The sequence below is a fragment of the Paenibacillus sp. FSL M7-1414 genome (assembly GCF_038003195.1).
Taxonomy (GTDB): Bacteria; Bacillota; Bacilli; order Paenibacillales; family Paenibacillaceae; genus Paenibacillus; species Paenibacillus amylolyticus.
Genome location: NZ_JBBOOS010000001.1, coordinates 650379 through 674532, shown reverse-complemented (window position 1 = coordinate 674532; position 24154 = coordinate 650379). Strand labels below are relative to the sequence as shown.

The 24154-nt window shown below is 45.1% G+C and carries 26 protein-coding genes and 1 riboswitch; of the genes, 5 read left to right on the top strand and 21 right to left on the bottom strand.

Annotation, left to right across the window (positions count from 1 at the left end):
- Positions 1-458: 458 nt before the first annotated feature.
- From MHH92_RS03135 to MHH92_RS03100, 8 genes are all read right to left on the bottom strand, one after another.
- Positions 459-1679: a TraB/GumN family protein gene (locus MHH92_RS03135; RefSeq protein ID WP_340901851.1), complete on the bottom strand. Its 1221-nt coding sequence runs from the start codon at positions 1677-1679 to the stop codon at positions 459-461.
- A 1106-nt stretch (positions 1680-2785) separates the two neighbouring features.
- On the bottom strand, positions 2786-3211 hold the full coding sequence (locus tag MHH92_RS03130) for a MarR family winged helix-turn-helix transcriptional regulator (protein ID WP_340901849.1): 426 nt from the start codon (positions 3209-3211) through the stop codon (positions 2786-2788).
- A gap of 92 nt (positions 3212-3303) precedes the next feature.
- Positions 3304-3648 carry a DoxX family protein gene (locus tag MHH92_RS03125; protein WP_036668601.1) on the bottom strand — a complete coding sequence of 115 codons (345 nt, stop codon included), beginning with the start codon at positions 3646-3648 and terminating at the stop codon, positions 3304-3306.
- Between the two features lie 573 nt (positions 3649-4221).
- Positions 4222-5517 carry an ABC transporter permease gene (locus MHH92_RS03120; protein ID WP_076329709.1) on the bottom strand — a complete coding sequence of 432 codons (1296 nt, stop codon included), beginning with the start codon at positions 5515-5517 and terminating at the stop codon, positions 4222-4224.
- Positions 5510-6412: an ABC transporter ATP-binding protein gene (locus tag MHH92_RS03115; protein ID WP_036613228.1), complete on the bottom strand. Its 903-nt coding sequence runs from the start codon at positions 6410-6412 to the stop codon at positions 5510-5512. Before MHH92_RS03115 ends, MHH92_RS03120 begins: the two co-directional genes overlap by 8 nt.
- 20 nt (positions 6413-6432) lie before the next feature.
- Positions 6433-7329: an ATP-binding cassette domain-containing protein gene (locus MHH92_RS03110; protein ID WP_211084178.1), complete on the bottom strand. Its 897-nt coding sequence runs from the start codon at positions 7327-7329 to the stop codon at positions 6433-6435.
- Between the two features lie 15 nt (positions 7330-7344).
- Positions 7345-7734 (bottom strand): GntR family transcriptional regulator, encoded by a 390-nt coding sequence (locus tag MHH92_RS03105; protein WP_036613231.1) that lies wholly within the window; start codon positions 7732-7734, stop codon positions 7345-7347.
- 89 nt (positions 7735-7823) lie between these two features.
- Positions 7824-8537: a hypothetical protein gene (locus tag MHH92_RS03100; protein WP_047840453.1), complete on the bottom strand. Its 714-nt coding sequence runs from the start codon at positions 8535-8537 to the stop codon at positions 7824-7826.
- Positions 8538-8737: 200 nt separating this feature from the next.
- Between MHH92_RS03100 and MHH92_RS03095 the strand changes: the two genes are divergently transcribed.
- A complete protein-coding gene (locus MHH92_RS03095) occupies positions 8738-9067 on the top strand; it encodes a hypothetical protein (RefSeq protein ID WP_339285323.1) in 330 nt (109 codons plus the stop codon).
- 110 nt (positions 9068-9177) lie between these two features.
- On the opposite strand, the gene MHH92_RS03090 is transcribed toward MHH92_RS03095, so the two are convergent.
- The 9 genes from MHH92_RS03090 to MHH92_RS03050 all read right to left on the bottom strand — a co-directional run bounded on the left by MHH92_RS03090 (position 9178) and on the right by MHH92_RS03050 (position 16792).
- On the bottom strand, positions 9178-9549 hold the full coding sequence (locus tag MHH92_RS03090) for a hypothetical protein (RefSeq protein ID WP_036613171.1): 372 nt from the start codon (positions 9547-9549) through the stop codon (positions 9178-9180).
- Between the two features lie 141 nt (positions 9550-9690).
- The gene (locus MHH92_RS03085; protein WP_036613174.1) at positions 9691-10155 is read right to left on the bottom strand and encodes a DUF420 domain-containing protein; all 465 of its coding nucleotides are present in this window, start codon (positions 10153-10155) and stop codon (positions 9691-9693) included.
- Between the two features lie 34 nt (positions 10156-10189).
- Positions 10190-11113 carry a cytochrome c oxidase assembly factor CtaG gene (gene ctaG / locus MHH92_RS03080; RefSeq protein WP_340901843.1) on the bottom strand — a complete coding sequence of 308 codons (924 nt, stop codon included), beginning with the start codon at positions 11111-11113 and terminating at the stop codon, positions 10190-10192.
- 108 nt (positions 11114-11221) lie between these two features.
- Positions 11222-11542, bottom strand: coding sequence for a cytochrome C oxidase subunit IV family protein (locus MHH92_RS03075; RefSeq protein WP_036613178.1), 321 nt, complete (start codon positions 11540-11542; stop codon positions 11222-11224).
- Positions 11543-11545: 3 nt separating this feature from the next.
- A complete protein-coding gene (locus MHH92_RS03070; protein WP_340901841.1) occupies positions 11546-12172 on the bottom strand; it encodes a cytochrome c oxidase subunit 3 in 627 nt (208 codons plus the stop codon).
- Positions 12169-14019: a cytochrome c oxidase subunit I gene (gene ctaD / locus MHH92_RS03065; protein ID WP_370511460.1), complete on the bottom strand. Its 1851-nt coding sequence runs from the start codon at positions 14017-14019 to the stop codon at positions 12169-12171. The genes MHH92_RS03070 and ctaD overlap by 4 nt, the downstream gene beginning before the upstream one ends.
- A gap of 71 nt (positions 14020-14090) precedes the next feature.
- Positions 14091-15143 (bottom strand): cytochrome c oxidase subunit II, encoded by a 1053-nt coding sequence (gene coxB, locus MHH92_RS03060; protein WP_047840266.1) that lies wholly within the window; start codon positions 15141-15143, stop codon positions 14091-14093.
- Between the two features lie 565 nt (positions 15144-15708).
- A complete protein-coding gene (map, locus tag MHH92_RS03055) occupies positions 15709-16470 on the bottom strand; it encodes a type I methionyl aminopeptidase (protein ID WP_047840267.1) in 762 nt (253 codons plus the stop codon).
- 133 nt (positions 16471-16603) lie between these two features.
- Positions 16604-16792: a hypothetical protein gene (locus MHH92_RS03050; protein WP_017690840.1), complete on the bottom strand. Its 189-nt coding sequence runs from the start codon at positions 16790-16792 to the stop codon at positions 16604-16606.
- Between the two features lie 399 nt (positions 16793-17191).
- Between MHH92_RS03050 and MHH92_RS03045 the strand changes: the two genes are divergently transcribed.
- Both MHH92_RS03045 and MHH92_RS03040 read left to right on the top strand, forming a co-directional pair.
- Complete coding sequence (locus MHH92_RS03045; protein WP_036613189.1) at positions 17192-17467, top strand: hypothetical protein; 276 nt, start codon at positions 17192-17194, stop codon at positions 17465-17467.
- Positions 17468-17662: 195 nt separating this feature from the next.
- A complete protein-coding gene (locus tag MHH92_RS03040; protein WP_047840268.1) occupies positions 17663-18001 on the top strand; it encodes a DUF4870 domain-containing protein in 339 nt (112 codons plus the stop codon).
- 96 nt (positions 18002-18097) lie between these two features.
- Here MHH92_RS03040 and MHH92_RS03035 read toward each other — a convergent pair whose 3' ends face one another.
- From MHH92_RS03035 to MHH92_RS03025, 3 genes are all read right to left on the bottom strand, one after another.
- Entirely contained in the window at positions 18098-18910 is an 813-nt protein-coding gene (locus tag MHH92_RS03035; protein ID WP_340901813.1) for a DUF418 domain-containing protein, read from the bottom strand.
- Positions 18911-19646: 736 nt separating this feature from the next.
- Positions 19647-21008, bottom strand: coding sequence for a nucleobase:cation symporter-2 family protein (locus MHH92_RS03030; protein ID WP_076329702.1), 1362 nt, complete (start codon positions 21006-21008; stop codon positions 19647-19649).
- A gap of 1 nt (position 21009) precedes the next feature.
- Positions 21010-21597: a xanthine phosphoribosyltransferase gene (locus MHH92_RS03025; RefSeq protein ID WP_036613196.1), complete on the bottom strand. Its 588-nt coding sequence runs from the start codon at positions 21595-21597 to the stop codon at positions 21010-21012.
- Between the two features lie 300 nt (positions 21598-21897).
- A riboswitch (purine riboswitch) is annotated at positions 21898-21997 on the bottom strand.
- Between the two features lie 271 nt (positions 21998-22268).
- Here MHH92_RS03025 and mscL point away from each other — a divergent pair.
- The gene (mscL, locus tag MHH92_RS03020) at positions 22269-22763 is read left to right on the top strand and encodes a large conductance mechanosensitive channel protein MscL (RefSeq protein ID WP_340901810.1); all 495 of its coding nucleotides are present in this window, start codon (positions 22269-22271) and stop codon (positions 22761-22763) included.
- Between the two features lie 241 nt (positions 22764-23004).
- Here mscL and MHH92_RS03015 read toward each other — a convergent pair whose 3' ends face one another.
- Complete coding sequence (locus MHH92_RS03015) at positions 23005-23307, bottom strand: hypothetical protein (RefSeq protein ID WP_017690846.1); 303 nt, start codon at positions 23305-23307, stop codon at positions 23005-23007.
- Between the two features lie 79 nt (positions 23308-23386).
- On the opposite strand from MHH92_RS03015, the gene MHH92_RS03010 reads away from it, so the two are divergent.
- On the top strand, positions 23387-24079 hold the full coding sequence (locus tag MHH92_RS03010; protein WP_047840272.1) for an NUDIX hydrolase: 693 nt from the start codon (positions 23387-23389) through the stop codon (positions 24077-24079).
- Positions 24080-24154: the final 75 nt, after the last annotated feature.

The following is a 24154-nucleotide window of genomic DNA, read 5'->3' as shown; positions in this document are numbered from 1 at the left end:
CTTGTCTCAAACTTTCGCGTTTCATTCTGCAAGCAGAATGTTTACTCACTCGTTGTTCAGTTTTCAAAGATCAAACTTGTTTCGTTACCGAATGTCGTTCTCTTCAGCAACTCTTATATAATATCATGTCCGAACCAACTTTGCAAGCTCTTTTTTTTAAGTTTCTTTCGAAGCTTATTTCATTCGCTTGCCGCACCGTGTAAACCGTGTTTTCTTGGCCGGAATTAGAATATATCATGTAGAACATACACTTGTAAAGAGTTAATTTCAAAACTTATCAAATCCACGATCTAACCATATTAAGGACCTTCAATCTACCATGAACTCTTAGGTTCAATTTTATTATCCTGCAGCTTCATCTTCTTTATTTAAATCTGTCTTTTTTCTATATATAAGAAGGCAACCTTCTCAACTCTTATATTCGAGACGAAAGGGTTACCTTCTATAGTAATCTATATTTATTTCCGTTCTACTTTATATCCTTTATCCTCAAGCAGTTTCACGATGCCGTGATCGCCCAAGTAGTGTGCCGCACCAACAACAATGAAATACTCCTCACCTTTGCCGTTTTTCAAGTAACCATCGATTCTGTCCGCCATACCAATGTTACGATCAACCAGCATTGCTTTGTTATATTCCTCGTTAGTGGAGAAGCTGTTTGTCAGTTCAAGCAGTTGCTCGTCATTACCCGTTTTCCACATCTCAGCCATTTCTTTCACACTGTTATCCAACACGTCGAAGTTTTCGATTGTCGCTTTCAGTGTTTCCTCTTGTGTTTCTTTGGAAAAGTCGTTAAACATGCCAAGTTGAGATTGATAACTCTCCAACTCGATAACTGGAAGTTTGCGCTCGATCGCTTTCTGGATGAAATACAGATCCACTCCTGCTGACGCTTCGTATCCTGCCGTTGTGGACTTCAAACTTGCAAGTGTACTCTCTACTACCCAAGGCTTAAATGCATCCAAGGCGTTAGACTCCAGACCATTTTTCTTCAATACATCACCCAGCTTAGTATACGTTTCACTGGAAATGTGGTCTTTCAGTGTTGTTCCATCTTGATACGAACCCAGACTTAGAACCAGCTTTTGCTGCTCTTCATCAGCGGCTTTGCTAATATCAATCTCTACCCCGAGATAGTCAGCTTCCGCAAAGGCTTCTTCAAACTCCGGACGCAGTGGATAGAAGCTCTCATCCGCAATATGCATGGACCCTACCAGATAGATCGTGTTGCCATTGCTCTCAACTTCCCACATGAAGCCACGTCCACCGGTTTGAGCAGTTTCAGTTGCTCCACCTTTGGATACCAGCAGCACGGTGCGCGTTGCAGCATCCCAGCGAACTTCATAACCCGTTGCATCACCGACGATGCGGATTGGAGCATACGTTACACCGTTGATGCGCGTAAGCTTGCTTTTAAGTGTAATCGTTTTGCCATCTACCACTGCTGTGATCGTATCATCTGTCGCAGTTGTTAGCTTCACATCCATAGCATCCAGCGTAGTCCGCAGTGGAACCAATGTTGTACCTTTCTCCAGGATTGGTGCTCCTGTAGCATATTTCACAGCTTGATCATTAACCTTGACGGAAGTTCCTTGTGGAGCAGCCATAGCTGGCACTGCAGATGCAAGCAAACCTACTGAGATGGTTAGAGATAAGAGCATGCGTTTCCAATTCTTCATATTATGTAATCTCCTTTATTGAATATAGTTGCCAATCCAATTTTTAATAGAATAGACATACTTAGATACTACGGTTAAAGATGGGAATTGGTGCCACTCCAAAACGGAGCAGCACTTTCTCCCTTCATTACTCTCATTAGATAAGAAACAATAAAAACGAAACCATCGTATAGGTTTAATGCTAGATATTCGCAAAATCCAAGCTATGCCAAGATAAATAGATACTGATCAGAGCCAGGAAAAAGAATGCTATAGAAACCTTCGGATTGCCCCACAGCTTCACTCCATATGCGACGAAGAAAATAGCGATAGCTAATTTAGAGATGCTTTGGTAGTTGCCCTGCTCTGAAAAGGCTGAACTGCTAAATACAATTGAAAGTAGTAGTGTAGTCAGGATCGATCAATGCTTTAAACCACAGAGGTTCCCTCAAAAACTGTATATAGAACCCTTTTAACTGCTGCATGATCATCGACCCTCTTCTGAACTCGATTTAATATGACCACCGACACAGCACACCACTTGTCATAATTAGTGAGAAAAAGTCATCAATAAAGCTTATCTATCAGGACATATTTTCATGATAAGTAGGAAAAGCGCAAAACTCATTTTGCATCTTCATATATGATAATGTATACGGATTTTTTCGATATTTTATCTTAATTATACATAGCAAAAAGACCACTATCTAGTATTAGATAACAGTCTCATTTTAGAATACTTTATTCATTTAAATTAAAATCATTCCGTCTTCTATTCTTCTACAGAAACATAAATACTTAATCGTATGCGAATTGCTGCTATCTCAAAACCAGTTAGAATCATAATCCAGTGATCTTTCCTTCCCTTCTTTCTCTAGTAATATGTTCAGGAAAACATCAAGCAGCTCCTATCAGCTTGAGTACAACTAAAAATATTGCTGGGATAATCGAATTGATGGAATTAAATATTCAGTGAACGATGATATTCGACCATATATTTCTGATAGCTCCTTCTAAAGTAAGTAGAAGCTGGATCCTTATTCTTGCTGCTTCATTCGGAAAGAATCTCACAAATTTTGTGCTTCGGCATGTAGTTGTCATGATTCATCCTCTGGTATAGAGTCTAACTAATCTTCTTGCACATTTCGGTACAGTTTATCTAATATCGTTTTTAACTGATTTAATTCATCGTGTTCCAAACCTCGTGTAACATAGTCATGCGCGTTTTTAACTGTTAACAACAGCTTTCCTTTAACTTCTTGACCTTTAGAGGACAAATATAAATAATGTGAGCGCTTATCTTGATCATGAACAATACGTCGAACCATGCCCTTGCGTTCTAAAGAATGTATCATTCTCACTACCGTTGTTTGATCCCGATCGATGGCCTCCGCCAGCTCTTTTTGAGTCATAGCTTTATCTATATCAAGACAGGAGATAATGCTCCACTGCTCCGGTGTCACCTTGTAGGGCTTTAATTGTTTCGTAAAATAGTTTGTAAGCTTGACATCTGTACGATGGATCAAGAAGCCGGTAATATTATATAATTCCATTGCAGTACCCTCATTTATCATTTTCTTAAATCAAATATAGTCGATCTCTCAAAGGTTACACATGAAATCCGTCAAAAATTCGTTAATTTCGTTTAGAAAAAATGATACATGGATACAATCAAGCTAAGTATGAACAAAATGAGTGCTGGAATGGCCTTCTGAATCGGATCTTTAGCTAAGACTATTAAAGTAAACGCTCCAGCAAGCATTGTTCCGGCTAGAAGCAAACCAGCTAAAATTGCTGCGACAGGCATCCAGATGCCAACGATCATACCAGCTGCCCCCACAATCTCGAACGAACCAGTCAAAACATTAAAGAACGATGGCAGTCCAAAACGTTTAAACTCATTGGCCATTTTACCGGAAATAATTTTGCTTCCTGTAAAAAGGAAAAAACCACCTAATAGAACCTGTAAAACTGTAATAAAAATGAACATATCTACCCCTCTTTCATAAAGTTATGCATATGAATTTAATATATGCTATAGCATGTATTTTGTTTGAAATTTTATATATTGTCAACCCTAAAATAAAGCTTTATAGATTATAGCCCTCTTATGTCCTTTTAATTTTTCTTAGATTATCGTTCCAAAGGAAGCTTTCTTTTTCACATATCGTTAATATTTCTAGCATGGATAATTCAATTTCTGTTCTTTGTTGAACTGTGGTAAATTTCTCTGTAATCAGCCAATTAAAAGCCTATGCTTCTTACTTTCAATAAATTTAGTAACAAACAAAGGTAATTTACTTAACTTATTGTCAATTCGACCTACGGAATGTAATTTAGCTTGTTTATACAAAAATCAACCATCCCAAATTAAATATAACTTCTAAGTAATTATTCGTTCTTGACTGTTTGTATCGAACACCATTAAACAACATGTAGCGCGTTCAACATTAAATTGGCCACCAATGGCTGCAAGCTAATTTCAAAAAGAGATATGCATATTTATGGATAAATATGCATATCTCGCTAATTATGACAACACACACACCTTCAAACACTCAACCTAGATCTTATATGCCTTCATGGCTTTAAACAATTCCTTAAAGGTTGGACGTTTACCGTACATCAACACACCTGTGCGATAGATTTTGGCTGCAAGCCATCCGAAGATGATAATGGATACAATGAGAATCGCTAAGGACGTTAGAATCTCCCAAGTTGGCGCAACTCCTGCGCCGATTCGTACCAGAATCGCGGTCGGCGACGTGAATGGAATGAAGCTTGCAATTTTCAACAACAGAATGTTCGGTGTAGAAATACTGAAGATCGCAATATAGAAGGAAACAAGCGACAACATCGTAATCGGCAGAACAGCCTGACCGAGTTCTTCAGTACGGCTTACCATTGAACCAATGGCAGCAAACAACACGGCATACAGGAAGTAACCCAGAATGTAGAATATGAGTCCGTACACAATAACCGCAATATTCACATCACTTACACTCATATTGAAATCACCTAATACTGCACGGTTATGCGGCAGCAAGATATTTCCGGCAACCACCGCTCCGAAGATCCCGATTTGCAGCATCCCCACCATGAAAATCCCGATGATTTTACCAAACATCTGACTGAGCGGTGATACACTCGTAATCAGAATCTCCATAATACGTGAGCTCTTCTCAGCTGTGATCTCAGAGGCAATCATGTTACCTGTCATCATCGTTGAGGTAAACAGCAGAATGATCAGCAAGTACACCACAATATAGTTAATTGGGCTCATTTTACCTTCAGACTCAGTACCTGCTCCGCTCTCATCTGTACTCAAACTTTGCTCAGTGAGCTTCACAGGTGTTGTAATCAGTTCCTTCTGCTCCGCTGTGAGTACATCCTTCACAACCACATCCAGCTTCACACTCTGCAACGCTGCTTCAATGGATGCAATGATCTGAGGTGATACGTCTTCTGCTGAATATAGAATGGGCTGTGGGAACTCTTGCCCGGAAACAGCTTCAAACTTCAGATAACCATCGGTAAGCCCTGCTTCCACATCCGCCGCAAGAGCAGCCTCATCTTTGTCACCACTGGCAATGAATCGATAGGCCTGATCTCCTTGAGCCGCAGAGAAGCTCTCCAGTTTCTCGGAAACTTCAGGCTGCCCTGTACTCAAAAGACCAATATTTACAGGATTACTGCTTGAAGCTCCACCAATGGAACCCCCATTAAATAAGGTAATGAAATACGGGACATTGAGTCCAATTGAAATTAAAAGTGCAAGTACAATGGTCGTTACCATGAATGATTTCGTTTTAACTTTGTTTTTGAATGTAAAACCCGTAATCGTTCCCATTTTATTCATTCGACTCACCCACCTCACGAATAAAGATTTGGTTAAGCGTTGGTTCCTTCAGTTCAAAGTGTTCCACTGTCGTCTGAGTCATGGCTGTTCTCAGAATCTCTTGAGCCGCTTCCACCTGACTAATATGTATCAGGTAACCACGCTCATTTCGCTCGACTTTCTTCACACCAGGCAACTGTTCAAGTCCTTCCACACTACCAATCGTACCCAGGAATACCTGTTCACGCGGATACCGGCTCTTGATCTCCTTGATCTCTCCTTGTACCACCGTGTTGGAACGATGCAGAATGGTGATCTGACGACACAACTCTTCAACGTGCTCCATACGGTGTGTTGAGAACAGAATGGCCGTGCCTTCATCACGCAATTCCTTGACGGTGGACTTGAGTAATTCCACGTTCACAGGATCCAGTCCACTGAACGCTTCATCCAGAATGAGAATCTGCGGTCTATGCACTACAGCCGCGATAAAGCCCATTTTCTGCTGATTACCTTTGGATAACTCCTCGATCTTCTTATCGTAATACTCAGGTACCTCAAACCGATTCAGCCAGTACTTGAGGCTCTGATCTGCGTCCTTACCATTCATGCCACGAAGTCGTGCCAGGTAATTAATCTGTTCGCTGACTTTCACCTTCGGATACAATCCGCGCTCTTCCGGAAGATAACCCATAATCTGTTGCAGCTCCGTATTATAGGGCTTGCCGTTGTACAGGATATTCCCTCCGTCAGGGTGAATCAGTCCAAGCACCATACGCATTGTTGTTGTTTTACCTGCACCATTGGCTCCGAGCAGTCCGTAAATCTCCCCCTCTTTTACATTGAGCGTGACTCCATTAACGGCTGTTTTGTCTGCATATTGCTTGACGACTTGCTTCAATTCCAATCGGTTCATCATTTATCGTCTCCCTTCGGTTATTTCCACTGTACGGGTGCATACCCGGCAATCCAGAATGCCAGCACTTCATCCAATTCCAAGTTACGGATTTTCAATACTCGGTTATTGGACAGCTCCAGCCTCTCCTGCGCCTCGCTGACCCGGGTTGTAATTACGCGAACCAGACCTCCCTCTTCTATAGAAGATTCCACAACACCAGGAATACTTTCTGGCCTTAAATCTCCTTCATACCAGACTTCTTTCCACTGATCGAGCACCATATCTTTCTCGGCCATCCCCAGTGACTGACCACGGTGCATCAATACGATGTAATCTGCAAGCCTTTTGACTTCGTCTGCAATATGTGTGGCAATCAGAATCGTGGTGTCTCCCCCCGCCATGAAGGTACGGAACTGCTCAACCATCACTTTCCAGGCAAAGGGGTCCAATCCTGATGAAGGCTCATCCAAAAGCAATAGTCTTGGGCGAGCTGCAATTGCAGCTGCAATCTCAAATTTTCGCCTTTCTCCCTTGGACATCTTGTTCAGCTTCACATCAACAGGTACTTCCATATCCTGAATCAGTTGGTCGAACAACTTCATATCCCAACGTGGGTACCAGTACGCCCGGAAATGGGCCGCTTCTTGTGCTGTTATCCGGTTCTCTTCTGAACCAGCATTATCTGCCACAAAACCAATCTGTTGTCTCAGTTCAATGGGAAGTGGCCCATCATGTTCCTGACCAAACCATATAATCTGTCCAGCATCTGGCAGCACCACTTGCTGTAACATGTTAAGAAGGGTGCTTTTGCCTGAACCGTTGTGACCGAGAATAGCCACTATATACCCTTCCGGGATGGTCAGATCAATTGGGCCAATAACTCTGCGTTTTCGCATTTTGGATACGCCGTTCAACTGGATTGCTATGGGTTCCACGTATGAATCACTCCCTTACTTCACGTAAATAGCCTTCAGGACTTCCCGGAATAGGCTCTCCATCTCTTCTTCCGTACAGCCTACCGATTTCCCGGACTGCACCGCTGCCTGCATCGCTTCCTGTGCGGCCTTTAATCTATAATTTTCTCTGTCACCGGCTTCTACCTGGGCCACAAATGTACCTGTCCCCTGCTTCGTACGAAGCAAGCCTTCATTCTCCAGATCCTGATAGACCCGTCTAACCGTAATAACACTGCAATTCAGTGCTCCGGCGAACTCACGAATGGACGGCAAATGTGTTCCCTCCCCCAACTGACCCGTAATAATTAACGATCTTAACTGATTTTCAATTTGGTGGTATAAAGGTTCAGCGCTATTTTCATTAATTTGAATGGGTATTTTCACATCTTGCACCTCGCCCTCCGGTACACTCCAGTCTGTTACCTGACCGTGCCGGTTTCATCCTGTATTCGTACATAAGCTCAATTCTCATTTTAATTCAAATCCCGATGAACCAGCTTCTTCAGCGTAAAACGACTAGACAGCCATAATCCCGCTACGCCAGCCACCAGAGAAATCCACATGATCGGGGAAAGCAGCCCCCATGATTTACTTCCATCCATTACAATCCGCAATCCGTAACTGCCTGATATTCGAATCAGTATGGATATGCCAATGGCGAATGGTATAAAAAGCATACTGAGAAGCAAGTATTTCTTGCCACTGTTCAGAAACTCTCCGTAAATATAGAACCCTGTTACCAAAAGGCCATAACCTGTACAGGTAAGGCTAAAGGCCAGATACTGATCCCATCGGAATCCTTCGGCATGAAGGTTAACCACGTATAACGATCCGTAGAAAAAGATTCCATTGTACGTAAACGCCATCAGAGACTGCTGTAGCCTGGACCACATCACCACTTGTTCAGGAATGGGAATTCTACGATAGTAGGCCAGCATCTGCGTATAAGAATCTTCCTGTATGTAACGGAAGGAGCGCCTGCAGAACATAAACCCTTGAAATGGCAACATGATTAAAAAGAAGGAATCCACTACTGGATTAATAATATCTGTCTGTTGTTGTCCTAAAAACATCACACCGCTCATACCGCCAGTGTATATCATGAATAATGCAGACCATAGCCATTGGAGCCTATCCTTACTCATCTGGCTGCGGGTCAACCACCACGCCTGCTTCCATTCGTTCATATGCATGCCTGCCTTTCACCTGTCATTCACTCATGTTGCTTACTGTGATTACTGTATATATCAATATACACAGTATACAGACCTATTTCTCATCCCGTCAACCCCTAATTTTCCTGAATCAGGAAGACGGGATGGGACACAGTACGAATTTACGTTAAAATAAATTATAGTAACGAATCATAGAAAGGAAGGTTACAGCTATGGATTGGCTGATAGAGATAGGATTTGTCCTCCTTTTCCTTATCGTCGTAATCTGGTTGGTCCTCCGGGATGAGCCTCATCGTCATTCTGCCAAAAAAGGCAGACACCGCATCCGCCGTAACAACGGTTATACCGACTCTGCTTCGGGATATCCGGTCATTATGGGAGATGACTCCTACGATCGACATGCTAGACACACACCGGATCACAAACATCATGATTCGGATTCTTCAGGAGGCACACATTCTCATCACAACAGCGATAGTGGTAGCAGCAATGACAGCAGTGGGGATAGTGGCGGCGGAGACAGTGGGGGTGGCGGGGATTAAACATCATTTCCCAATCACAAAAGAAAGGCTGTACCCGTTATTGTGTAAACACAATTCGGGTACAGCCCTTTGCCGCTCTCTAGCACCTGTTAGAAGAAGAGGCCTTACGATTAAACGAGGTTATAACCACTAGGCAGACTGCGATCCCTGCGGATTGCGCGAATCTGAGCCAGCGTTAACCGTTGATTGGTGGAGATCAGGGATTCCACGTCATTGCCACGGATCAGATCATCCAAATCTCTCAAGTTGGTGTTGCCTCGGAAGACTCGGAATCCACCTTGGAAGTTAGGACGTGTAAACACAACTAGTGTTGCATTGGAACTTGTTGAGAAAAAGCGCAGGCTCTCCACCCCATCCAAAATATTGTCCAGGTTACGAAGACCCGTGTTGCCACGATAGATGCGGCTTCTCCCTCTGTAGTTCTCTTCTGAATACACGGTAAGACGTGGATACGTTTGACTGACGTTGACTGTTTTTTTCATTTTGTTTCCCCCTCTCGAACTCATTCTATGAATGAATGAGAGAGGAAGCGTGGACGAATGATCTGCTAGATTCGTCCATTTTCATATTTTCAGAAGAGAGTAGTGACGCCGCCCAAGTAACAGGAGGTTATATCTCTACTTTTATACGCCGAGGATAACTTCCCATACCGGACGTGTATGACCACCAGGATATAAGAGATATAAAAGAACATACACGACAACACCTGTTAGCGCTGACCCGAACCAGATCATGGACGTGAACTTACCCCAGCGGCGATGTGTTCCGAACTTCTTTTTGAACCCCAGCACCAGTGTGGAGATGCCAAATATCGCTGCCACGGTAGCCAGGATAATATGAAATATCAGAAATATCCGATAAAAGATCTCCAGATCCGGGTCCCCGCCCCAAGCCGTATTGCCCACGAACACTGTACGAGACATATAGATCACAAAGAAGATTAGAGCTGCAATCGCACCTGCTACCATGGCGGACTGATGAGCCTCACGTTTACCCCGAATAATCAGTACCCATCCAATCCCCACCAGTACTGCACTAATCACAATGAAAGAAGTACTGATCGTTGGTAGCCAAAAATACATATCCATCGTGTGTTCCCCCTCTTGTCAGAACATTACTTCATTATTTGGCAGCCGGATTGAGCGGCCCTCCTGCGCCCCCTGCAGGATACGAATCATCATCATCTTCCTGCTTCTCTTTCCGATACCATTGGAAAAAGACATAAGCCAGCATCGAGGCAAAGATTCCTTCCTGAATAAACTTCATGACAATGCCACCGACCTGCTGATCTTCTTTCGCAGAAGACAGGAAGTTGAAGAACGCAGGCCCACCGAATGAGCGAAGTAATGCCGTAGAATCTCCAGACACACAATACCGCATTGCTTCAGCCCATACGGCCGGGTTGCTGTACGTCTGATACAACGGCTCGGCCGCAAAAATAATCAATCCACACGCAGGCGTGAGCAGTACCATATTCAGAAAAATAAAACCGATCTTGGATAACCCCGATGCTTGTCTGCCTTCTGGCAACGGATTCAGCAATGTCCACCACATGAGCATCGAGGTGATGAACAGCGCAATATAATACAACCGGTGAACGGTAAAATTCAGCATGACGTAATCATGTACAATCGGTAGGTGATACAGCGAGAACAGCCCGTTAAAGAGTACTGCCGCAACGATCGGATGAGCCAGGAACGATAGCTGGCGTGTAGGCAACCAGCGCACGATTCTGCGCCATACCCAGATCGGCAAACCTTTCATCATCAGCGGCGGAGCTACCAGATAGGAGAACGCCATGCTCACCATGTGGAAGCTAAACATTACGTGACCGAGCAAATTAAAGGGTCCAGCCTGAGCCAGATACAGGACAAACAGTCCTGTAATAAACATGATTTTCTGTGCAGCAGTCGCAGGTTCTGCATCCTTTATTTGCTCGCTTAACGGTCCCACAAGCACCAGATAAGCCGCAGCAATGATCAGAAATACAGCCAATATAAGCGGACTCCATAAATCGTTGAAGCTAAAATATTGCAACCCGAGCATACGGGAAACCTCCCCGTGACCTGATTTGGTTGTTGCCTTCATTACTTTGTGAAGATTCATTCGCCAAAAAGGGGAAAAGACGGCGGCATTGCGCCGCCGCCATCTCTTTTACCACCAGACCCAATAGAGTGCCATAATGATGCACGTAAAGGCTACGAAAAAGCCAAAGGCCATGAACAGAATCGGCATCAAGTGCCCTTTGTCCTTCAAGTGCATCCAATAACCCAATTGAACGAATACTTGAAGAATAGCCATGACGAGCAAAATAATAATGATAAAGGTTGTGTTGACCCCTCCGGCAGAAGCAGCCGCAAACGCAATCAGCGTAAGAATAATGGAGAAGATAAACACCACGACGTGTTTCTGTGGCCCTTCCGTCCGGTGACGGTGTTTCACAGGCTGTTGATCTGTCTTATCCTGTGCCGACATGTGCTACCCCACCTTTCCGAGCAGGTACACGACCGTAAAGATGAACACCCATACCACGTCAATAAAGTGCCAGTACATTGCGGAGACGTATACTTTAGGTGCGGTTACGACCGTCAATCCTTTTTTGAACAGCTGACCGATAATGATTCCGATCCACACAATACCAAAAGCAACGTGGGCTCCGTGGAACCCGACCAGTGTATAGAATGCTGAACTGAATGCACTCGTGGTCATGCCAAACTCTTTATGTTTCACATACTCGTAGAACTCGTAAATTTCCAGTGCGAGAAATCCCAAACCCAGTACTACCGTGATGCCAAGCCACAGCGCCAGTGCATCTCGCTTGCCCTTATGCATGGCCTGAATCGCAAATACACTTGTCAAACTACTGACCAGGAGAATGAACGTTGCAGCGGCCACAAGTGGCAGGTGGAACAGTTCATTCGCCGTAGGTCCATCATTGGTTTGGCCACGAAGAGCCAGGAAGGTAGCAAAGAGTGTACCGAACAGTACCGTCTCGCCGCCAAGGAACAACCAGAAGGCGATAAGCTTGTTACGGCCTTCCAGCGTTGCTTTCTCCGGTTCATGCGGCAATTTGTCGTTCACCGGTTCGGCATGTGAGGTTGTCATGTTCTAGCCCCCTTCTCATCCTGATCCTCCGGTTCAATATGCCAGCCATGATCATCATAAAGTGAACGAAGTGCCATTGCACCAAATGTGATTACGAGACCAATAATAACTACAATATAATTGTTGAAAATGACATTCATAAATGCATTACCAAATTCATCATTGCTGAACATCAAGCCAAGTCCGGCGATAAAGATACCTACTGACATTACAAACGGCAACGGCGTTGCTGAAGGCATATGAATCGAACCTACAGGTTCTGCCGGTGTCATCTCCGTATGTCCTGCCATTTTTTCCTTCCAATATGCATCAATTCCGCGTACCAGCGGCGTCTGCTTGAAATTATATTCCGGCGGCGGAGATGGAATAGACCATTCCAGTGTACGGCCGTCTTCCCACGGATCGTTTGGCGCGCCAGCCGGTTTTTTCATTGTGATCACGATGTTCACGAGGAACATGATAACCCCAACACCCATTAGAAACGCACCGACGGAGCTGACCAGATTGAGCAGGTCAAAGTCCTGATTCGGCAAGTATGTAACGATCCGGCGCTGCATCCCCATCAGACCGAGGAAATGTTGTACAAAGAACGTTAATTGGAAACCGATCATAAATGTCCAGAACGTCCATTTGCCCAGTGTTTCGCTGAGAATACGTCCGAACATCTTCGGCCACCAGTAATGCAGTCCCGAGAACAATCCAAGTACGAGTCCCCCTACAATAACGTAGTGGAAGTGGGCTACAACAAAGTACGTATCATGGAACTGGAAGTCTGCCGGAGCAGATGCCAGCATAACGCCTGTAACACCACCCATAACGAAGGTTGGGACAAATCCAACAGCAAACAGGTTTGCCGCGGTAAAACGGATCTGTCCACCCCACATCGTAAAGAGCCAGTTAAAGATTTTGATCCCGGTAGGTACGGCAATCAACATCGTGGAGATGGAGAAAAGCGCGTTGGCTACATTACCCAGACCTGTTGTAAACATGTGATGCGCCCATACCATGAAGCCCAGAAAGGCAATCAGGATGGTGGCAAATACCATGGAGCTGTATCCGAACAACCGTTTACGCGAGAAGGTCGGGATAACCTCCGAGATAATACCAAATGCCGGCAAAATCAGAATGTATACTTCCGGGTGCCCGAAGATCCAGAAGATGTGCTGCCAGAGTACGGGGTTACCGCCACCTGCGACATCGAAGAAATTCGCTCCCAGTATACGGTCAAACGTCAAAAGTACAAGCCCTACCGTGATGGCAGGAAAAGCAAAAAGGATAATGGCAGATGTAATAAATGTCGTCCATGTAAACATCGGCATCCGCATGTAGGACATGCCTGGAGCACGCATTGTAATAATTGTTGCGAGAAAGTTAATGCCCCCGATGAGCGTTCCCAGACCCGCGATCTGAAGGCCGATGGTGTAGAAATCCACACCATGCGTTCCACTATACTCACTGCCCGAAAGCGGCGTATATGAGGTCCAGCCCGCATCCGGTGCTCCGCCCATAACCCAGCTCAGGTTCAGCAACAATCCACCAAACAGGAATGTCCAGAAACCCAACGCGTTAAGAAACGGGAAAGCAACGTCCCGTGCCCCGATCTGCAAAGGCACGACAGCATTCATAATGGCAAAAATAAGTGGCATGACACCAAGGAAAATCATCGTTGTTCCATGCATTGTAATCAATTCGTTGAAGACCTGTGCCGATACAAAATCATTCATAGGCTTCATCAGTTGAATCCGAATCAAAATGGCTTCAATGCCGCCGATTCCAAAGAAAAATCCACCCGCAACCAAATAGAGAATGGCAATTTTTTTGTGATCGACGGTGGTGATCCAATCCATCAAGCCCCTGTACCTCTTGACGCTATGCGCATGAGCCAAGGTTGTGTACCCCCTTCTTCGTCCTTGCTGTTCTATTCATAGTCCAATTTGTAGTTGGCCAGATATTCGGCAATTCCGTCGATTTCTTCATCCGTCAACCCAAGATCTTTGGGATTCGGCATGGTATTGCCCGGCTTCACGGATTGTGGATCATGGAGCCATTCTTTCATGTTATCCAGTACCGGACTACCTTCTTCCTGTCCCTCGCGAGAATTCAGCAAAATGCCTGCGACAGATTCCTTGCCGCCGATTCCCGTCAGGTTAGGTGCAACCGGTCCACCTTGATCACCAACAGCGTGGCAAGAAAGGCAGTTTGTTTTGAACTTTTCGGCCAATTGAGTGTCTTCAGGAAGGACTGCAGGTGCTTTCATCTGGTTCACCCATCTGTCAAAGGATTCCTGACTCACTGCTTTTACCTTAAACTCCATGAAAGCATGCGATCTGCCACATAATTCGGCACATTTACCGCGGTAAACGCCTTCATTCGGTGCAGAGAAGCTGAACTTGTTAAGTGTTCCATCCGGGTTTGTGTCCATTTTGCCCGCAAGTGACGGCACCCAGAAGGAGTGAAGCACGTCAGCGGTTTTTAATTCGAATGCGATTTTGGTTCCGGTCGGGATGATGAGATCTTGAGCGGTGGTTACGTCATATTGAGGATAAGTGAATTCCCACCAGTACTGATGTGAGGTGACTTGGACCTTAAGTGCATTTTTGTCATTGGACAGATCTTCGCCTTGGGCAAAAATCGTTTGGACCGTCGGTACTGCCAGAACAATAACCAGCAATAACGGAATGGCTGTCCAGATTACTTCCAGCTTGAAATTACCTTCAACCTGTTCGGGCATCTCAGTCTGCCCGGCTCGTCTACGAAACCGGATCAGAACATAGGCAGCTATGGCAAATACAATGATGAGCACCACGATCATAATCGCGATGGATAACTTCATCAGATCATATTGGCCTTGCGCTACAGGACCCTGAGGTTTCATTACCGACAAGTCTTCCCGCCCGCATGCGGATAGCAGCAAAGAGAACACCGCCAGCAAGGGGAGAATTCGCTTTGCAACCTGCCACTGTTTCATCATTGATCTACCCCACTTTTTTACGTTTTCGTAGATTACCGTTGTCGTTCGGTAGAAAGGCAACAAAAGGTACGTTTCAGCACGATACGCATAATCCTCTTCATCATACAGAACGCTTAGAAAAATAACGCTTCCAGTACTCCCGTGATTTCCTGCTCAGGGCATGTCTGCGCATTCTTCCAATTCATTCTATATGCTTCAATCACTTATTAAATATAAGTTGAGGGTATGATTTTGTCAATCTTTGGACACATGTTCACAAATTGTTCACTTTATGTAAAAAACCGCTCTACAACTTGATTTGCAAACGATTTCAGTTAAAAGTATTACACTCTACATTTGAAAATTTTTGCCAAATTTCGGTGATAAAACTCGATTTATTGGTGATTTTTATCACATTGAAAACATGTGCTATTATGCAAAAGAAAGATCAGGATTTATGGAAAACCTCTTCCATATCCATTCAGAAGACATGCCTATCGCTCCATACCGCTATCTTCAAGCTCAAAACAGCATGGAGCATTTCGGAGAAAGTTCAACTCAAGCCCTCTTCTTCACTGAGTTCATCTCACGTGCCATCGGTCAGAATCAAGGGGCCATTCCCAGTAATCGCAACCGTATGCTCATACTGGACCCCCCAGCTGCCATCTACCGTCCTTACCGTCCATCCATCTTCATCCCACACAACGGCCCCGGAACTGCCTTTTGTAAAGATTGGTTCAATCGTAATAACCATGCCCTCGGTGAGCATCGTGCCCGTTCTGCGTTTGCCATAAGGCAGAACATTTGGGGGTTCATGAATATATTGACCAATCCCATGACCGATGAGAGGCTTCACAATCCCGTACCGATACAGTCTGGCTGTTCGTTCAATGGCACTTCCAATATCTCCTAGTGTATTCCCTGGAACTGCCTGGGCAATCGCCCGCTCAAGTGCCTTCTCCGTGCGCCTCATCAGCTTGCGAATGGATCTGCTTGTTTCACCAATTCCATATGTCCAGGCCGAGTCAGCAAGCCAGCCGTCTTTGTTCACCACCATATCGATGGTCACTACATCCCCGCTCGCCAACTCCTCTTCCCCAGGAAATCCGTGGCAGACCACTTCATTAACAGAGGCACACGTCGCGTAAGGATATCCTTTATACCCTTTTTGCTCCGGTGTGGCTCCTCGTGCTGCCAGAAACTCTTCCACCCGCTCATTAATCGCTGCTGTCGTGATACCAGGGACCATCCACTGCTCAATATGCTGGTGACAACTTCGCAAAATTCGTCCAGCTTCCCGCATGTAGCCAATCTCTTCTTTGGTTTTCAAAATAGGGTCCACATGCATTCATCCTTCCCGCTGTAGGTGTACTCCCATATATATGCAGCAGGAACGCAAAAAAAACCGCCTGCCGGAGCTTATCGCCCGGGAGACGGTTCTATTCATTATCGGAACAGTATAATCAGAGTTGTGTGTTGTTTCAGGACACGGAAGAATCCATCTTGACAAGCTCATGCTCAACCACAGAAGTCAATTCTTCCTCGTATCCACCCGTAATCCGGTATTTTCTCACGTACTCCTTCACGAATTTTTTTGGATCTTTAGGACGGAAAATCCGAGTCATTTCCCTCAAACTTTCTTTGACCTCATTGTGACCTTTCGTTGCCATTGTAATTCCCTCCCAAAACGTTGAAAGTGAATGCTCCGTTTAGAGAATGCCGAATAAGTCTTAAATGCCATCCATGAAGTTGTGTGCGCGGCTTAAAGCAAGCTTTAGGTCGGGAACCTCGCTAGAAAGCAAGTACCTGACACTATAAATACCCGATATGATTCGGAATGAATCATAATCTTATTGTAGCATATTCGGAAGTATCTTACGACTTGACGATTTCCTCTAATAAATATAACGGTTTTCATGCCCAAAAAGTTTAATTCCGAATCATATGTTAAGATTGCCACCATTCTATACGGAATTAATATATCCAGCATAACACTGAACTATTCGGGGGATATTATCACGGACAACCCATACAGTTAAATTACTGGTATCCAAAGGAGGCGTCGTCTCATGGACCGCAAAGAACAAGATATGCTGCCCCTTTCGCATGAAAAGGTGGAAGTAGACGGAGTTTACATCAATGAAGCCGGACGTGAGGAACATCTGCACAGGGGGCAACATTTCCCGGCCGATCCCGTTCTTGGCAAGTCGGAATGGAAACTGACTGAATATGCATATGATAATCATCACGAAGGACGAACCGATGAGCGGTTGGTTCCCAAAGAAAACGACACCGATAAAATGGGCAAGATCACAAACCCTCGCAGACAGATCGAGGGCGGATAACGATTTCGTTTAAAGCAAAGTTTAATCGCCACGACAACAGGGGCAGAGTAGGCTGTACAATGGCTTGCTCTGCCCCTGTTTGCTATTTCCTATGTGTTGCATCCCCAACCCGTTCACAGGCAAATAAATTCATCGGTTCAGTTCTGTCCATCTCTCTCATAACCTAGTTAAAAAGGTCAAAGGAGGCTGGACCGGATGTCCCCCATGAAATCGTCTAGCGGTCTGGATGAAAATATTGCCGGTATGCTTTGTTATCTGTTTACCTTTGTAGGTGGGATTGTCTTTCTCGCTGTGGAGAAGAGGAGCCGGTTCGTGTTATTTCATGCGCTGCAATCTGTAACGGTCTTTGGCATCATTATGGTCGGGCATGTATTATCGGCTTTCCTTCCGTTGTTCGGACCACTGGTGGCATCGCTGTTATCCCTGCTTGGTGTAGTGGTCTGGCTTATTATGGTCGTTACCAGCTTACAGGGGAAATGGCTAAAACTGCCGTGGGTTGGCGATTTTGCAGAAAAACAGCTGCGTCATCTGTAACTTCAGGCAGAAGGTAGACGTGTTCCAAAAAGAAAAGACGATCCATTTCCGTTCAACCGGATGTGGATCGTCTTTGATTATAACGAGGAAAAAGAGTCAACCTCTCACCCTTGTGTCATGAACACGTGGCTTAGAATGCTTTTTACGGATCGGAATGAAACTTAGATAAGTACCACATCTCCATACCCATTCCAGCGGCCCATACTGGAACCAGCGCATCCACAGATTACTCGCGATGACTTGTACAATAACCATGCCAATGCACACAAGGGTAGACACCGTATACGATACAGCAGCATCTGCAAATATGAGTTGGTATACCACCAACAAAATGATGGTCTGTGCAATATAATTGGTCAGGGCCATTCGTCCGAATGCATGCAGGGGACTTAACATTTTGGCAAAGGTCATGTTCTGGTTCAATCTCAGTAATGTACTTAGATAAAAGATGGATACCACCGGACCAATTGCCACACCGATATGTTCTAATTGAAAAGCAGCATCCATATTGGCTTGCTCAGCAACAGGCAGGCTCGCACCTATCACTTCGTATAGAAACGGACTCATCGCATCCGGAGGAGCAACCCACCACATGATACCGATCCCCACCGTAGAAGCGATGAATGAAATGAACCAGATTCTGCCAAGATGCGGGAGTCCTTTCTGGATCTTCTCCATCAGTTGATATTGGCCTGCTGACAATCCCAGTATAATTAAAAAAGGAATCGTTAGCATTTTGACACCTATCGCGGCGGCCGCACTGAATCCCACCACACCGAGCACCAAATTCACAGTTCGAGGTGCCCAATATAACGGAATGACAACCAACCCTATGATGGCATAAAGAAATAAAGCTTCTCCAGACTGATACTGTTGATGAATATATCCCAGCGCTAATAAAATAAGCATCCTGCGGATATAGAGAAACAGCTTGGTTTGACCTTTGGGAGCTGACCGGCTTAGAAAAAGATAAAATCCAAGGCCAAATAAAAAACAGAAGATATCGTAAAAACGTGCCTCCACCAAAAAATATAATGCTCGTTGGATCCAAAAATCTACACGAGTATCCGGCTTCAACATAACCCACAATGCCAATATATTTACGAATGGTAGGCCTATCAAGGAAAACCCTCGAAACAAATCCAGAAACTTCATTCGATCTTGTTTTGATACAGGTTGATAATTCATCGTTCCTCCCAGTGAAATTATTGTTATGTAATCAAAAAGCGATTGGATCGCTTATCTCTTTGGTGTATATCCCCATGCATGATAACAGTCTATCCTTCATACAACATGGCTTGCCATCGAATTAGGTGAATAACTTCTTACATCCGGCATAAGGTCTTGTTCCTGTATTGTTCCTGTACAGCAGCACATTGGACGCTATGCTGATGATAAACAAAGCAAAAAAACACCGAAAACACGACTCTGCTGAGTCTGTATCTTCGGTGTTTCGCATCTAAAAGTGTCTCTTTCATTTGTTCATGCGATTGAATATTCATAGCATAAATGATGTATGTCATAAACCATTCATGCTGTATATCTTCATGATTAACCTGATTCATTATCCATCTTGTGAATCGTCTATTTATAACAGTTAACATAACAATCCTGCTGGATGATAAGCCTGGTCTAATTCGGCTAATTAAGCTGACTTGCCCGTCTCTCCAAGGATGGCATCTGCCTGTTGTTCAGCCATTTTGGCGGCTGTTTCCTTGGTACCCAGACCATTAAACAGCAGGTTCATGAAGATCGCCGTGAAGCTGCCTGCAATGATACCATTACCGAGCATAATCTGAGCCCAGGCCGGTGCTCCTGCGAACAACTCAGGTACAACGGTAACCCCAAGCCCCATACCTACAGAACAAGCGATGACAAACAGATTCTCATGTCGGTTCAGATCAACCTGACTGCCGATAATCCGAATGCCTGATGATACCACCATGCCAAACAAGGCCACCATGGCTCCGCCAAGTACTGCCCCTGGAACGAGCTGTGCGAGGGCTGCAATTTTTGGTACAAATCCAATGACCACCAGGATTCCACCAGCCACCACAATGACATCACGTGTCTTCACACGTGTCATCTGTACAAGTCCTACATTTTGCGAATACGTTGTATACGGGAACGAGTTGAAAATCCCGCCTAACACAATGGCTAGACCCTCTGCGCGATAACCGCGCGCCAGATCCTTGGACGACAGGTCCTTGTCCAGGATTTTGCCCAGAGCCATAAATACACCTGTGGACTCGGCCACGCTGACAATCGCCACCAGAATCATCGTCAGGATCGGTACAATCTCAAATGTCGGTGTACCGAAGTAAAACGGCTGAACAACGTGGAACCAACTTGCATCGCGGATAGGAGCAAAATTAACCTCGCCCATAAACCCTGCTGCAATCGTACCTACAAGCAGACCAATCAATACTGAGATGGAACGGATAAAACCGGTTGTAAAACGAGTCATTAGAATGATAAAGAGCAGCACGCCGAAGCCGAGCATGAGATTAACTCCACTGCCAAAATCTTCTGATCCCTGACCGCCGCCCAGATCGTGGAAAGCAACGGGAATCAAGGTTAAACCGATGATCGTAACCACCGAACCCGTAACCACTGGTGGAAAGAGCCGAATAAGCTTCCCAAAGATTCCAGAGAAGATCAATACGAACAGCCCTGAGGCAATAATTGCTCCGTAAATGGCAGATACCCCACTGTTCATCCCGATTAGGATCATCGGAGACACAGCCTGAAATGCACAGCCGAGCATGACAGGCAGCCCTACGCCGAAATATTTATTTCCCCATACCTGAAGCAGTGTAGCCACACCACATGCGAGCAAGTCAATGGCAATGAGATAGGTTAGTTGTTCCTGTGTAAAACCCAATGCGTTACTGACGATCAATGGAACGACAACAGCTCCTGCATACATCGCAAGCACATGCTGTAGTCCGAGGGAGAACGTTTTGATTGGATGCCGATGCCGTTGAAAGATACGTTCGCGTGCCATATTAGTTCGTGCCCTCCTCGTCCGCAAATGTAACCTGTCCATCCGACAGTGCCCCGATGCGAACCAGCGATTCCACACGGTATCCTGCTTCTTTCAGCAAGCGACCTCCCGGCTGGAATGCTTTTTCAATAACAATACCGATACCCACCACTTCTGCTCCAACCTGCTCCACAATGCGAGCCAGACCAAATGCTGCTTCACCATTCGCCAGAAAATCATCAATGATCAGTACGCGATCACCAGGCTTCATGAACTTCTTGGCAACGGTAATTTCATTGGTCTCTTGCTTCGTGAAGGAGTAGACCTTCTCCACCAGAATGTCTTCCGTCAGTGTGAGCGACTTCTGCTTCCGTGCAAAGATCAGCGGCACGTTCAGCTCCAACGCAGTCATGATGCCCGGTGCGATCCCTGACGACTCAATTGTCAGCACACGTGTGATATTCTCACCTTCAAAGCGGCGAATGAATTCTTTACCTACTTCCTTCATCAAAACCGGGTCCATCTGGTGGTTCAAGAATGAATCCACTTTGAGTACTTGCTCGGACAGGACAATACCTTCCTGTCTCACCTTGTCTTTTAACAATTGCATTGTAATTCTTCCCCCTGAATGCCCTCCGCACAGAATCCCACATGCTCTTCCAATCGCATGGTAAAAAAGCAAAAAGCCCGCCTTTTCACACGCTGCGGAATAACCGGAGACGGGAAAGACGGACTTGTACGTATATGGACAAGCCGTATGGATGCTGCAAGTGTACTGGATGGACAGAATGACAGGAGTTCATTCCTGCTGTGAGAAACCTCAAACAGTGTAGTCAGAAACAGATAAAAGCCACTTGAACCTGCTCTTCAGTCAAACTGTCTGAGAATGATCTCATGCCAACCCTACAAAACATTGCAACATCTTTCCCGTAGTCCGATCATTCCGGTGATCAGGTAGAGACATGCAGGCCTATTCCTGCACATATACGAGTAACGGCATATTTAATTTTTTGGCTCCATGATTCGTTACAATGTATGATCGCGAACCTGAATGTAAAAGGTTAAACATAACTGACAATGTTAGAAGTATACCGAATCGACGCCGTGAAATAAAGAAGTATTTTCATGGAAGTTGCGGAAACTTGTCTTAATTTGCAAACAGGGGGTGATTGGAATCTATTTTTTATGTACAATATGAGAACGGAAGCGCGGATCTGAACGGAGAATGGATGGAAACGCGGCCTAGATTTTGAATCGAATGATCAAAGGAGATATGTAAACATGAAAGGCGTACTTAACGAATTCAAGGAATTTGCCGTCCGCGGCAACGTCATCGATCTGGCGGTCGGTGTCATTATTGGGGCTGCTTTTGGTAAAATCGTCACATCCCTTGTGAATGATATCATCATGCCCCCGGTTGGAAAACTGATGGGTGGAATCGACTTCAGTCAGAAAATCATCAACCTGGACCGGGATATTAAAACAGCAAACGGACAGGACATCACCACCCTCGCTCAAGCCAACGAAGCTGGGGCTACCGTGATTGCTTATGGTCAGTTCATCAACGTCATGATTGATTTTCTTATCGTTGCGTTCTGTATCTTCATGCTTGTGAAGGGCATCAACTACATCAAAAGCAAAGAACACAAAAAGCCCGAGCCGCAAAAAACGACCAAGGCTTGCAAGTATTGCCTATCAGAAATTCCAGCCGCGGCCACCCGCTGCTCGCACTGTACTTCAGAGCTCGAAGCTGAAGGCACCGGTGCTCTAGCATAATCACGATGAACGTTTAAAGACGCACCGAGTTGAATTACGGATATAAATCCTGATGCGGGGGACAACCTCTTACGTGCTAGGGTTTATGTATGAAAAGCTAGCCATATGGGCTTCATTAACTATGGGTTGCGTAGCTTAAAGGTTTGAAGGTTCCACCGTAAAGGTGGGGCCTTTTTTTGTGCCTAACATACATGTATTACATATGCTCCCCCATGAATTTCATTGGCGGCCATCTCATGAATTAGAAGCGGCGTGGCAACAAATGCTCCAGGATCGACTTCAGATCTTTATCTTCTTTGTAAACTTCTTCCCCAGTATCAAGCTCTGTCACACGAATATATTCAAAGTTTGCCGAAGCATCCACTGGCTTGAACAACAATTGGGCCTCATCTTCCAAACGTACATTAAATCCCATATCCTTAAACATGCTGCTTAACTGACTGTTAGCCGGTTCCTGACCTTGCCCTACAAATATAAGTCCTCTAAGACTTTTACGTTCCTGAGGTTGCGGATAAATCACCTGAAAGTGTACAATGCATTCCATACGATGGTTCCCCTTTCGTTTAAAACATACTTTGTGAAATTTCGAACTTTAAAATCTGCTATATAAGGAGATACGTTTCATGACCCCAGAACGTTTCGACATTTATGACGATCAGCAAAATTGGATCGGCACTTCACTACGCAGCGAGGTCCATGCCAAAGGATATTGGCACCGTTCATTCCACTGCTGGATCGTGCGTGACGAAGGCGAGCAACGACGGGTTCTTTTTCAGCGGCGGCGTGATATTAAGGATACCTTCCCCGGATGTTACGACATTACAGCAGCAGGTCATCTTACCGCAGGTGAACAACTGCAAGACGCCAGTCGTGAGCTGGAGGAAGAACTGGGTGTTTATACTCCATTCGAGGCACTAACCTATCTACTCACGGCTACACAGCAGCTCCAAGGAGAGGTGCGTGGTGTCCCATTCATAGATCGGGAATTCAGCGCGGTCTATGGATTATGTCTGAACCAGCCGCTCCAAGCCTACGTTCTGCAGCCCAGCGAGGTGGATAGCCTGTATGAAGTGCCGCTGGATGACCTACTCGCTTTGTTTCGTAATGAGATCGACGTCATTCAAGCTACCGGAGTTCAGACTCAGCCGTTGACATCACCGCCACATTCCATCGGTCATAAGGACCCATTAAGTGATCATGTAGCTTATGAGCAGGAACGTATCGTTCGCGAGATTCGGGCAACGGAATTTGTACCCCATGGTACAGCTTATTATACGGATGTGCTCGAAGCTCTATATCACGTGCCAAAAGAGTGATCATGTAGTATCCTGTTCAACCCGATCTAGTTCAATCGAATGTTCATAGCTTCATTTTCTCAAAAATAGCATAAC